Annotated in this window: 13 protein-coding genes; 7 read left to right on the top strand and 6 right to left on the bottom strand. The window is 41.0% G+C overall.

From position 1 onward, the window contains the following. Positions 1-45 precede the first annotated feature (45 nt). Positions 46-2592 (bottom strand): mechanosensitive ion channel family protein, encoded by a 2547-nt coding sequence (locus GS399_RS05815; RefSeq protein ID WP_160843653.1) that lies wholly within the window; start codon positions 2590-2592, stop codon positions 46-48. 140 nt (positions 2593-2732) lie between these two features. Further along, positions 2733-3203 carry an NUDIX hydrolase gene (locus tag GS399_RS05820; RefSeq protein WP_160843654.1) on the bottom strand — a complete coding sequence of 157 codons (471 nt, stop codon included), beginning with the start codon at positions 3201-3203 and terminating at the stop codon, positions 2733-2735. A gap of 103 nt (positions 3204-3306) precedes the next feature. Here GS399_RS05820 and GS399_RS05825 point away from each other — a divergent pair, with 103 nt between their 5' ends. Next, a complete protein-coding gene (locus GS399_RS05825; protein ID WP_160843655.1) occupies positions 3307-3789 on the top strand; it encodes a free L-methionine (R)-S-oxide reductase MsrC in 483 nt (160 codons plus the stop codon). A gap of 10 nt (positions 3790-3799) precedes the next feature. Continuing rightward, positions 3800-4429 carry a DNA-3-methyladenine glycosylase gene (locus GS399_RS05830; RefSeq protein WP_160843656.1) on the top strand — a complete coding sequence of 210 codons (630 nt, stop codon included), beginning with the start codon at positions 3800-3802 and terminating at the stop codon, positions 4427-4429. On the opposite strand, the gene GS399_RS05835 is transcribed toward GS399_RS05830, so the two are convergent. Next, positions 4426-5202 carry a nitrilase family protein gene (locus tag GS399_RS05835; protein ID WP_160843657.1) on the bottom strand — a complete coding sequence of 259 codons (777 nt, stop codon included), beginning with the start codon at positions 5200-5202 and terminating at the stop codon, positions 4426-4428. The two genes, GS399_RS05830 and GS399_RS05835, sit on opposite strands and share 4 nt — an antisense overlap. A gap of 54 nt (positions 5203-5256) precedes the next feature. Beyond that, positions 5257-6399 (bottom strand): methionine aminotransferase, encoded by a 1143-nt coding sequence (locus GS399_RS05840; RefSeq protein ID WP_160843658.1) that lies wholly within the window; start codon positions 6397-6399, stop codon positions 5257-5259. Positions 6400-6511: 112 nt separating this feature from the next. Between GS399_RS05840 and GS399_RS05845 the strand changes: the two genes are divergently transcribed. Genes GS399_RS05845 through GS399_RS05855 form a run of 3 tightly spaced genes read left to right on the top strand, consistent with a single transcriptional unit; the run spans position 6512 to position 9089 of the window. Beyond that, positions 6512-7477, top strand: coding sequence for an ABC transporter substrate-binding protein (locus GS399_RS05845; RefSeq protein WP_160843659.1), 966 nt, complete (start codon positions 6512-6514; stop codon positions 7475-7477). Beyond that, complete coding sequence (locus tag GS399_RS05850) at positions 7478-8347, top strand: ABC transporter permease (RefSeq protein WP_160843660.1); 870 nt, start codon at positions 7478-7480, stop codon at positions 8345-8347. After that, positions 8340-9089 carry an ABC transporter ATP-binding protein gene (locus GS399_RS05855; RefSeq protein WP_160843661.1) on the top strand — a complete coding sequence of 250 codons (750 nt, stop codon included), beginning with the start codon at positions 8340-8342 and terminating at the stop codon, positions 9087-9089. The genes GS399_RS05850 and GS399_RS05855 overlap by 8 nt, the downstream gene beginning before the upstream one ends. On the opposite strand, the gene GS399_RS05860 is transcribed toward GS399_RS05855, so the two are convergent. Both GS399_RS05860 and GS399_RS05865 read right to left on the bottom strand, forming a co-directional pair. Further along, the gene (locus GS399_RS05860; RefSeq protein WP_160843662.1) at positions 9082-10095 is read right to left on the bottom strand and encodes a glycosyltransferase family 2 protein; all 1014 of its coding nucleotides are present in this window, start codon (positions 10093-10095) and stop codon (positions 9082-9084) included. The two genes, GS399_RS05855 and GS399_RS05860, sit on opposite strands and share 8 nt — an antisense overlap. Before the next feature lie 22 nt (positions 10096-10117). Then, positions 10118-11017, bottom strand: coding sequence for a lysophospholipid acyltransferase family protein (locus tag GS399_RS05865; protein WP_160843663.1), 900 nt, complete (start codon positions 11015-11017; stop codon positions 10118-10120). A gap of 93 nt (positions 11018-11110) precedes the next feature. On the opposite strand from GS399_RS05865, the gene GS399_RS05870 reads away from it, so the two are divergent. Both GS399_RS05870 and corA read left to right on the top strand, forming a co-directional pair. Further along, positions 11111-11719 (top strand): WbqC family protein, encoded by a 609-nt coding sequence (locus tag GS399_RS05870; RefSeq protein ID WP_160843664.1) that lies wholly within the window; start codon positions 11111-11113, stop codon positions 11717-11719. A gap of 6 nt (positions 11720-11725) precedes the next feature. Then, the gene (gene corA, locus GS399_RS05875; protein ID WP_160843665.1) at positions 11726-12838 is read left to right on the top strand and encodes a magnesium/cobalt transporter CorA; all 1113 of its coding nucleotides are present in this window, start codon (positions 11726-11728) and stop codon (positions 12836-12838) included. Positions 12839-12863 lie beyond the last annotated feature (25 nt).

Here is a 12863-nt window from a genome sequence, read left to right on the forward strand (position 1 = left end):
TCGAAAAGGCGCAAAGACGTCATCCAGGATCTAGATCAACTAATGCTATAATTCCTTTTTTAAGTCATTGCCAGATCTTTCCTTGATTTTATTAGTTTTTCGTGTTTTCGTTTTTTCTTTGATGTAGATGTCCTGCTGAGGGAATGGAATTTCGATATTGTTTTCCCGGAATGCAAAATCAATAGCCTGAATGATGTCACTTTTTACAGCCAGCCAGTCATTAAAATGACGAACCCAAAAGAATAGCTTAAAATCGACTGAACTACTGTTAAAATCCAACAGAATAACCGCCGGTTGCGGATGGCTCATTATGCGATGTTCGGCAAGCAACACATCAGTTAAAACCTGCTTAGCTTTCCCGAGGTCGGTGCCATAGGCGACTCCAATGGGAATGTCGACTCGCCGGCTATTACTACCGAGTGTCCAATTGATAAGGTGCTGATTCAGCAAATCCCCATTTGGTATAATCATGTCAGAACCTTCCCAGGTAGAAATTATGCTGCTGCGGAATCCAATTGACGTCATCGTGCCGGACTTACCACCAATTTCTACGATATCGCCAACGCTAACCGGCTTTTCAAAAGAAATGATCAGGCCGCTTACCAGGTTATTAACGAGAGTCTGTAAGCCAAATCCGATACCAACTCCCAACGCTCCAATTATGATGGTAATCCGATCCATCGGTATGCCTGCTGCGGCGAAAGCCAGGAATAAACCAGTACTTAGAATCCCAATTCGTATTAGCAGGAGCCAACTGCCGATTTCTTTCTTTAATGGATTATGGGATGCATTATCAAAGTCTTTATCCGCCGCGAAAAATGATACAACTTTAGAAACGCCGGTCGACAAGATGATAATTCCGAAAAAAACCAATATGCTTTTTATGGTATAAGAGGTATTACCAATCATTCTTTCCTGAAAAAGGAAATCGTGCAGTGGCTCGGTTATAAGTCTGAAAGAGTAGAAGTTGCGGCCGAACAAAATGAACCAGCCGATTATGAGGAAAACGTAAAGTATCAGAGGAGCTTTATCACCAACACGCTTAAAATTTATGTAAAATGATTTTCCTTCGGGCCCTTTGTATGCCTGTGAGGCCAATGAAAGCGCTTCGTTGATTAAACGTATTGTCCAAAGGAACGATACACCGATGACTACATTGAAATAACCGCTGTTTCCTAATGTTTTGCTCATATTATATCTTCCAAACATGTTTAATATAAGGGATAACGATTCGAGACAAATCACGAAGGCGATAAAATAAAGAATGCTTTTTTCTTTTAGTTCATTCCGGTGGCCTTTCAGGAGTATTACTGAGCAAACAATTATTCCGCACAACGCCAACAGAAGCATCATCCATCTTTCAACTCTTGACGCTTGCAGGATGGAATTATCTGCGCATGCAAGCAAAAACAGAAAAAATATTGCCAGCCAGGAATAGAGCCAGTACTTTGAGATAAATTTTCTGAATAAAACTGTTAATGATAACGCGGTAGTTATCCATAAAAGCGCTTTAAATAAAAATGGAGGATTGGGAAATACAAATTGGAAAAGGCTTATGACAATAATCAGTGCCGATAATAAGGGGTGATGAAGCACTAATTTGTCCGCAACATCCTTTTCTGAAATGCCTTCACTTAACAGTTTGGTTTTTAAAGATTTTAAGAAAATATATACGGTTATAACGAGCAAGATAAGAACAGCTATTTTATCAACATTGGCTAATGCATAGAATTTAAAAGCTAACATGCCTTTCACTGCTGAATAGGTTATTATTTCTGAAAACGGACGAGCAAAGGCGACCGAAGCCCATAAATCAGGCATCTCCCTGTTTAGCGAACTGGATGATATATTCTTTCTGAAATTTTCAATTTCATTTAAATCTGAACTGTAACGGATTACAGATCTATTCACCCTGATCTGTAAATTTCTGACGCTGTTTAATGTTGAATTTAATAAATTGATGTTTGGCGTTAGCTCAATAGTAATTGTTTGTAATTTTTTTTCGTAATGCAATAGATCTGCTGAATCTTTTGGAAGCTGATAAATTAAAGGCTGGCTCGCGAGTGAGTCAATTTCGTTTCGAAAACCTGTAAGACTTTTGTAATACTTGTCGAGTGAAACTTTTCGTGCCAGGGCCTTATTATACAGCTCTGAAATAATTATTGCCGAGGTGGCCAGGTTTCGATGCGTCTGGGAAGTACCAGTATTGGTAAATACGCCGTCGCCGGCAATCCGATGCAGGCGGTCGAGATCGTTTAAATCTTCAACGATGCCGGTCGTATCAATACCGCTTTTCAAAAAGGACTTTATTTTATCGTTAGTCTTCAGGATTTTTTCCAATATTTCATCCTGTTTGATACCGGCTTGACTGTCTTTGAATTCTGAAATATTTTTCTTTTCCGCTTCTTCTATTTGTTTTCTATAGGTAGAAAGGTAGCTGTCAATAGAATCTGTCGCATCAACTTTAACTGAATCATTTTGCTGACCGTATGATACTATCGAGGAGTAAACGATAAATATTATAAGCCATGCTTTTTTTGCCGGTATTGAAAGGAACTGAAGCGACTTTGAAATAAAATTGAAACGAGTCATTTAACAAAATTCAACATTTATATACTGATGAGCAGAAAATGCTCCTTATGGCGGGCAGCGGAATACCTAAAAATACAAATTTTTAATTAGCTCCACCTGGCTTCGGATCGCGTAGTTGATTCGTTTGAAGTAATGCGTCGTTAATGCTCACTGTTTAAAAGCTGGCTTAACTCTTCCAGAACAGGCAGTTGATATGCATAAATTTTAATTTTTGCTTCATCAAAAGTAAACCACTCTGCTTTATCAGCTTCCGGAAAATATTGTATTTTGCCCGAATGCGGCGGCCACTCTAACGGAAAATCATTTGAACATATAAAGGGGATTTCAAAATTTTCGTTAACCGCGAAAATATGCACCACTTTACCTGCTTTTGTTTTAACAGGCTTCAAAAGTGTGTAGTTATCGGATGAAATGCTATTTCCTGTCTCTTCAGTAAATTCGCGCCTTGCAAGATCCCATAGATCTTCCTGGTTGTCGTTTTCGCCTTTTGGAACAGACCAGACACCTGCGTCTTTTTTAACGAAAAAGGGTCCGCCGGGATGAACAAGTAATATTTCAGTTTGTCCTTCGGCAATTCTGTAGGCAAGTATTCCGGCGCTTTCTTTCGGCATGGGTAGTAGTTTTCGCTAATTTATCATTCGTCAATGAAACTTTAAAGCAGGTGATACCGGTATAGAAATTTCTTACGTTAATCTAAACCTCTATTTTTGTACAATGGCAGAAGATCTTAAAATTATACAGGGACATAAGGAACAGCAATATCAATCATTACTTCCGCAGATTGACGCGCTTGTAGGTGGAGAAACCGATCTCATTGCAAATCTTGCTAATATATGCGCTGCGTTAAAGGAACAGTTTAACTTTTTTTGGGTAGGCTTTTATTTGGTGAAGGAAAACGAACTGGTATTAGGGCCTTTCCAGGGGCCGGTAGCATGTACAAGGATTTTACCCGGAAAAGGCGTTTGCGGAACATCCTGGCAAAAAGCGGAAACGCTTATCGTGCCTGATGTTGAATTGTTCCCCGGCCATATTGCCTGCAGTTCGCTGTCGCGGTCTGAGATTGTTATCCCTTTGATTCACGAAGATAAAGTTTGGGGAGTGTTGGATGTGGACAGTGAATTTCTAAATCACTTTGATGAAGTTGACGCAGATTATCTGACGCAGATTATAAGATCTTTAAATCCTTCTTATTTTTAACTCGCTTTTGATGAAGTTATCAGATGATTTTTATCGTCGCGAAGACGTCGTGCTTATTGCAAAGGAACTTCTAGGGAAATTTTTGTATACCAGGATAAATGGTATTGTAACGGGTGGAATGATCGTTGAAACCGAAGCTTACCGAGGGCCCGAAGATAGAGGATCACACGCCTACAACGGCCGTCGAACACCGCGTAATGAAACAATGTATGCGGCGGGAGGGCATGTTTATATGTACATCTGCTACGGCATACATGATATGCTTAACATCGTTACCGGACAAGAAGGAACTTCTCATGCAGTATTAATACGTGCCGTAGATCCGACAGAAGGAATTGACATCATGCGTGAAAGAAGAAATATTTTTGGCAACGACAGTCAGCTCTGTAAAGGGCCGGGCGCATTGGCGAAAGCTCTTGGCTTGGCAAAAATACATAACGGTACATCATTGCATGGTAGCGAAATATGGATCGAAGACCGAAATGTTAACTATTCAGAAGATCAAATTATAGCATCACCGCGAATTGGGATGAATTTTGCAGGGCCGTATAAAACGATTCCGTGGCGATTTTATGTCAAAGGCAACAAAAACGTAAGCGGAAAAAAATATACTTCAGTAAACGAGGCAGCTGAAAGTTAGTTCTTGAGGCTGAATTTATCCATGTCTCTTAAAAAGGGGAACAGCCGGCGCGTTTTAATCACTTCCTCCTTTGAAATGGAAAATGTATATAAATCCTCATCATTAGGTTTATAATAAACAGTGTTTCCAACCGGATCGATACACATTGAATCACCTGAATGATAAACTTCATTCCCGTCGTGGCCAACACGGTTTACGGCTACAACGAAAGATTGATTTTCGATGGCGCGGGCCGGAATAAGCGCCCTCCATTGAGCCGATCGCCGTTCTGGCCAATTGGCAACAATCAGAAGCATATCGTATTCGCCTTCAACATTTCGCAGCCAGACAGGAAACCGCAAGTCATAGCATACAGCCAGCCGGATCTTCCATTCATTTAACTCGACAATGAGTTGTTTTTTTCCGGGAGTGTAATAATCGTCTTCCTTACCCATTCCAAAAAGATGGCGCTTATCATAAAACTCGTAAGTGCCGTCCGGGCGCATCCAGATCATACGGTTGTAGAAATGTCCTTTTTCCTGAATAATTATGCTTCCGGTAGTAACGGCATCAAATTTTGTCGCCTGCTCGTGCATCCATGTCATCGTTTTACCTTCCATATTTTCGGCTAGCGACGTATTCATAGTGAAACCGGTACTAAACATTTCCGGTAAGATTATTAAATCAGTTTTTTCCCTGATGGATGATAAACGGAGAGAAAGGTTTTGTAGGTTTTTATCAATATTTTCCCAAAAAAGATAGGCTTGAAAAGATGTGATTTTTAAATTACTCATCAGCGAAATACCAATTATTTACAAATGTCAGGTAAGTTACAAATTTGCCTTAAATTAAAACTTCAACAATCTTTCAACGGCTTTTTCGAGCGTTTCTTGTTTTTTAGCAAAACAAAAGCGCAAAAGTCCGTGATCTGTTTTGCTGCTGTAAAATGCCGATTCGGGAATTGATGCAACGCCAAAATCCCTTGTTAAGCGCATGGCAAGATCGAAATCAGGTTCGTTTGATACATTTTTATACGATGCCATTTGGAAGTAAGACCCGGAACAGGGAAGCAAGTCAAACTTCGTCTCATTCATTAATTTTCTGAAAAAATCGCGCTTCTCCTGGAAAAATCCCAACAAGCGAAGATATACTTCCTCGTCTTTTAAATAGTCCGCGATAGCATGCTGCAATGGTGTATTAACGCTAAAAACCTCGTATTGATGCACCTTCCTAAATTCAGTCATTAGTGCAGCAGGAGCGAGGCAGTAGCCTATTTTCCAGCCAGTTGTATGCAGCAGTTTGCCAAATGATGCACAAATAAAGCTTCGCTCGGCCAGTTCGGGAAACAAAGCCATGCTCAGGTGTTTTTCGCCATCATAAATTAAATGCTCATATACTTCGTCGCTTAAAATGAGAATATCCGTTCCTTTTGTTATCCGTATAAGCTGATCAATATCTTTTTGTTTTAAGATACTCCCGGTCGGATTGTTTGGCGAATTAAGGATGATCATTCGCGTATGAGAGTTTATGGCCTTCTTTACATTATCCCAGTCGATTTTATAAGGCGGGTCGAGTTTAAACGTTTTAACTACTCCGCCGAAAAGCCTGACGGCCGGAGCATAACTGTCGTATGCCGGTTCAAAAACTATTACTTCGTCATCCGGCCTGATAGTTGAACCGATTGCTGAAAACAGCGCCTGGGTTCCGCCTGCAGTTACAGTAATTTCACTGTCCGGGTTATATTGCGCCTGATATAGCAGTTCGTTTTTTTCGGCAATTCGTTCACGTAATTTCATCACACCAGCCATTGGTGCGTACTGATTATGTCCGGCTTTAAAACTACTGACGACGAGCTCGGTTAGTTCCGGATCGCAATCATAATCCGGAAAACCCTGTGATAGATTGATTGCGCCGGTTTCAGCAGCCAATTGTGACATTACCGTGAAAATGGTCGTTCCTGTAGCCGGTAGCTTTGAATGTAGATATAGCATCAACGCTAAATTAAGAGGTATCTTTTAATATTGGCAATTTCTGTGTGCATTTGCTGTGTGTATAAGTAAATAGTTATTTTTAGCGCTTGTTAGCCCTTATTTTATCGCAGATATGAAAAAGTTGTCCTTCTTATATATCGCTGTCCTTTTAGTTTGCTCATGTAGTCAGAAAAAAAAATCTGCGGTTCCGAAAGTTGGATTTATAGAAGCTTTCCAGGACGAAACGGTAGGCCAGGCTAAAAATGGTTTTACAGACGCACTGGCGGAGAATGGGTTTAGTGAAAAAAAGAACACTGTTGAACTGGTTTATCGGAATGCCCAGGGAGATATTCCAACTTTAAGCCAGATTGTCAATTACTTTATTTCCGAGGATGTGGATATAATTGCGAGCAGCACCACCCTGGCAACCTTATCAGCCATTCAGAAAACGAAAAAAATACCTGTGTTTATGATGGTGTCGCCAACGCCCGAGCGTATGAAGGTACTTGATAAAGATGGTAAGGCTCCGGCTAATCTTTTCGGCGTGATGGAAGATCTCGGTTATATCGACACCTCTTTTACTATAATCACTCAACTCGTTAAACCCAAGGGAAACAAATTGCTGGTAGGCATGATCTATAATCAGTCTGAACCCCAGTCAGCCGATGCTGTTGAAAAAATCAAACAGCTTGCTGCGCGGTTAAACGTAACTGTCGAAGCTATGCCTGTTAATACCTCTGCCGACGCGCAACTTATTACCCAGTCTTTGCTTTCAAAAAATCCGGATGCTTTTTTTGCCAATCCTGATAATACTGTTTTTGCATCTTTCGAAACGATCGTTAAAAGCTGTAATGGTAAAAATATTCCCATTTTTACCAGTGAGGCCGGTTTAGTGAAACGGGGAGCGGTGGCCGCTTATGGTGCCGACATGTATCAATGGGGCTATCAGTCGGGCTTGCAGGCTGCGAAATTTCTCAAGACTGGGAGTACATCCGGATTGAAGCCGGAGATGGTAAAAGTTAGAAAAAGAGTTTATAATGCGGACGCGGCAAGTCGTTTTCATTTGAATATTCCTTCAACTTTCGAAGCCGTTAAATAAATGGAGTTTTACCTGGCAGCGGTACTTCAGGGTTTATGTTTTTGCGGAATAGCGGCCGGTATTTACATCTCCATGAAGATTTTTAATATACCTGATATTACCACCGACGGCAGTTATACTTTGGGAGCGGTTGTAACTGCAATAATGCTTTCTCACGAGATTTCCTGGTATTTTATTTTGCCTGTTGTATTGCTTGCGGGTGCGCTTGCGGGAAGTATTACCGGGTTCATTCATACTAAATTGAAAATAAGCGCCTTATTGTCCGGTATTTTAGTGATGACAGCCTTGTACTCGGTCAATTTAAAATTGATGGGCCGTTCAAATCTGCCTTCGTTAAACTATATCGGACTGTTTTCCGGAAGTTCTCTGATTCCGTCTTCTACCGGTGGCTCATTGACGATACTTGTCGCCTTTATAGTTATTTTGGGTCTGATCATCGGATATGTTTTGATTACGGATTTTGGACTGGCTATGCGCGCTACCGGAAACAGTGAATCGATGATAAGGGCGTTGGGCATTAATTCGGATCGCATGAAGATCATCGGTTTGGCGATGGCAAACGCGTTAACAGCTGTAAGCGGGTTCCTGATGGCGCAATTACAAGGATTTACAGACATTAACATGGGAATAGGGATTGTAATTGTAGGTCTCGGTTCCGTCATCATTGGCGATACCGCCATCCGCCGCTTCCATATTACCTTGGTGTGGTTAAGCCTCTTACTTGTTTTTTCCGGTGCGGTTATTTTTCAACTCGTCTTAGCTTTTACCCTCAGTATCGGCGTTGATCCTAATTTACTGAAGCTGGTAACCGCGGTGTTCGTGCTCCTGATCGTTGCTCTTACCCAGTTGTCTTTTAAACGAAATGATTAAGTTAACAAGCGTAGGCAAGGATTTCAATAAGGGGAAAGCCAATCATGTTCAGGCTTTGTCTGATATTAACTTCGAGGTAAACGAAAAGCAGTTCGTTGTCATTTTGGGAGCAAATGGTTCGGGTAAATCTACCTTGCTTAATTTAATCTCGGGAAATCTCTTTCCTTCCTCAGGAACTATTTATTTTGACAATACAGAGGTTACCCGTCTGCCTGACTTTCAAAGGAGCCGCTGGATTGCCCGCGTGTTTCAAAACCCGCTTAGCGGAACAGCTCCCGACCTTACCATTCTTGATAATTTCCGGCTGGCAGCGCTAAGGTCAAAGTCAAAAAAACTTTCGATAGGAGCGACAGACTCATTCAAAAAGCTGGTTCAGGAGAAGATTTCAACATTGGGAATGGGGCTGGAAGATAAAGTTTATCAACCCGTTGGAAGTCTATCAGGTGGTCAGCGACAAGCAGTTACATTGCTGATGAGTACCATGGACGAAACCAGGATATTGTTACTCGATGAGCCAACGGCGGCGCTTGATCCCAGGTCTGCGGCCTTGGTTATGCAAACCGCTAATCGTATTATTTCCGAAAATAACCTAACTGCGGTTATGGTAACACATAATTTGAAAGACGCGTACAATTATGGAAACCGAGTTGTTCAACTAGCGGAAGGTAAGATTATCAGAGATCTCAATACCGAAGAAAAAGCTGCGTTAAACGAAGCCGATTTATTTCACTGGTTTACTTAAACGTTAACTGGTTGAATTTCTTTATGCCTTTCACAAAGTAGTCGTACACGATGCTTCCCGGGTAAAAACCTGTAAGCGTCTGTCCGCCTTTTACCGGGATGTTTTTCTTGCGCACATTTCTCAAAAAATACCAGTGTGCCTTACTTACCGATCGGGCGTTTGCAAACTGACCAATGCTTAAAAACCGGCCAATCGTTATCAGGTCGAGGAAGTGCCTGATAATAATAATCCTGGTCGCCTTGAAAGGTGGAAGATTCTTCTTTAGCATCATCAGGCTGTTTCTGAAGTTAAGATATGTTTTGAACGGACTTCCCGTATTTAATGTTCCTGCGCCAACATGGTAAACCGTTGACTGCGCACAGTACATGATTTTATAGCCCAGGTTTTTTAGCCTCCAGCAGATGTCAATTTCCTCCATGTGCGAAAAAAACACTTCATCGAAGCCTTTGACTTCCTTCCAGCAGCTTTTCCTGATGAAAAATGCCGCCCCCGAAGCCCAGAATATCTCACGGTCATCATCATACTGGCCGTCGTCTTTTTCTACATAATCAAATATCCTTCCGCGGCAGAAAGGATAGCCATACCGGTCGATATAACCTCCGGCCGCACCCGCATATTCAAATGATCCTTTTTCATGAAAGGCCTTTATTTTAGGTTGCGCGGCTGCAATTGACGGGTCCGTTACCATCACTTTGATAACTGGTTCTATCCATCCGGGAGTTACTTCAACATCCGAGTTTAAAAGGACGAAATAGTCCGATTCGATATGTTCGAGAATATGGTTATAACCGCCGGCGTAGCCGTAGTTTTTATCGTTAACAAGAATTTTAATTCCTGGAAAATTCTCCTTCACAAATTCTAATGAATCATCTGTTGACGCGTTATCACCAACATATATTTCGAGATTTTGATAAGTAGAATTGTATACGGAGGACAGATATTTTTCAAGAAGCAGTTTTCCATTCCAGTTAAGGATTACAACGGCAACTTTTGGGAATTCACTCATAATAAAACGTTTCTTGATAAGGTTAGCCGGCAAAAGATGGTTTTTCCTGAATTTCTTTTGGCTGGAATTTCCAGCGTTTATGCGACCATAACCAAAGTTCCGGCTTTCTGCGAATGATTTCCTCTAAAGTTTTTGTGTGAAGATCAGTCAGTTCGTAGTCGGCGGTATCTTTGGGATGATCTGTTAAGTGGATAAAAGTATTTTCGTAATAACCACGCTTTATCCTGTTCATGTGGCAAAATATAACAGGATACCCGGTCAGCTTCGCGATTTTTTCGACGCCTAAAAAGACCGCCGTTTTTTGATTCAGGAACTCTGTGAAATACTGGGTTTCGCTTTCTACGGGCGTTTGATCGCCAACCAGTACCCCGCAAAACGTTTGTTGTTTCATCTCGATGAATTTTCGCAGTGTACCTTTCATTGGCACCATTACCGCTCCGAATTTTGACCTGATGCGGTTCATGAAAACTTCAAAACTTTTATCGCTGAGTGGTTTATAAACTATAAGTGTCGGCGAATTATAGGTTGCCGTAACAATTAAAGATCCCCATTCCCAGTTTGCGTAATGACCGGTAACAGCCAGCACTGATTTTTGCTGATCAAAATAATCCTGCAGCACTTCAGGGTTATTCATCCGGAAACGTTTTTTTATAGATTTTTTCGACAGCGTTAGCATTTTCGCCGTCTCAAGCATTTGATCGCTTAGATATTTAAAGAAGTTTTTCTCAATCAGCAAACGTTCTTCGTCAGTCTTTTCCGGAAATGCATTGGCCAGATTTCCTCTAACCACATCCTGGCGGTAATGTGCTACATAGTATAAAATAACGTACAAAAAATTTGAAAGCAGGTATAATAACGGAAAGGGAAGCAGCGCTATTAAGTAAAGCATGAGTGCCTGTAAATAGAATAGTGCTTTTTTCATCCGGTTTGTTAACGTTTACCCGCTATGTGCCAATTGGGTGTAATCGATTTAATGGTTACTTTCGCGATTGAAAGCACAAACTTATAAGTTACAATGGAGAATGCCGCAATTGTACCGCTATTTTATTTACCTCCTGTTAGTTATTACACAAAACTGATCCAGTATAAAAACAACTTATCTATTGAAGCCTGTGAAAATTTTCCGAAGCAGACTTATCGTAACCGGGCTGTAATTCAGTCGCATAATGGCAGGCTAAATTTGATCGTACCGGTTATCAAAGGTTCCAAATCGCATACAAAAATTAAAGATGTTAAAATCAGTTACGATTTCAACTGGCAGCGCGAGCATTGGTTGAGCTTACAGACATGTTACAGAACATCGGCTTTTTTTGAGTTTTATGAAGATGAATTTTCCGGCCTTTATTCTACCCGTCACAATTTTCTGTTTGATTATAACCTAGGGATATTTGAATTGATCAATAAGCTGTTAAAAATTAAGTTATCGTACGATTTCACTATCGCTTATGAAAAAAACTACGACGCTGCCGTAGACCTGCGCGAAAGTATCCATCCTAAAAAAGCTTCTGCGGAAAAACATAAACCGTACTTTCAGGTTTTTGAAGATCGAAACGGGTTTATGCCTGGCTTGAGTATCGTTGACCTGTTATTTAATCAGGGTCCGAATTCTTTAAACTATTTATAAGCGTTAATGAAGCGTTTTGTTATAAAAAAACAGACATCAATCATCGCTCCGGGATCATCACCCGGCGCCATTGAACTTGAAGACGGCGCTTTAAAGCCGATCATCAGGGTACATTCATACAACGAAAAAAGTTATTTTCAGGACGAGATTAGCTCTGCGGAGGAGCTCGAAATTTCCCTACGCAAACATAAGGCGTTAACAAAATGGATTGAAGTTCGCGGATTGGGGAGTATCAAAATGCTTGACCTGATAAGCAACAAATTTCATATTCACAACCTGGTGATTGAAGATATTGTAACTATCTCTCAGCGCCCGAAACTTGATGAGTATGATGATTATATATTCGCTATCAGCCGTTTGATCTTCGTGAACAAAAATCTTGAGATTGAAAACCAGCAGGTTTCGTTTATCGTAATGCCAGATATCATGATCTCTTTTCAGGAAGGCCATGAGGATATGTGTAAAAACCTTATCGCGCGCTTGAAAGCCGGCAAAGGAATTATCCGTACTGCCGGACCTTCCTTTATGATGTATTCGCTGATGGATGTTATTATCGATCAATATTTCACGCTTCTTTACCGAATGAGCGACGAGTTGGACGCATTGGAAGAACTCCTTCAGCGAAAACCAAATAAGCACATCATGTATAAGATACAGGATATAAAACGTGTAATGGTACTTTTGCGGCGAACCGCCTGGCCCGAGCGTGATAAGATCAATGACATGATCCGAAGCGAATCGCGGCTTATAACAGATGAAACCCGGACATTCCTGAAAGACGCTTACGACCATTGTATGCATGTGGTGGACCTGGTCGAAAGTTTTAAAGACGTAACGACTACGCTCGTTGATATGAACTTGTCGATTATAAGTAATCGTATGAACGAGATTATGAAGGTGCTTACCATTATATCTTCTATATTCATTCCTTTGACCTTCATCGCCGGAGTGTATGGGATGAATTTTGCTTACGAGGATCCAAAAACGCACCATATCCTGCCTCATAATATGCCGGAGCTCTACGCGAAAAACGGTTACTTGTATACGCTGATTGTGATGGCTATTATCGCCGTAATTCAAATCATTTACTTCTGGCGTAAAGGTTGGCTGCGTGATTAATCAGCGGGGTAAGTAACCTAACTTT

Source organism: Hufsiella arboris (assembly GCF_009834875.1).
Classification (GTDB): Bacteria; Bacteroidota; Bacteroidia; order Sphingobacteriales; family Sphingobacteriaceae; genus Hufsiella_A; species Hufsiella_A arboris.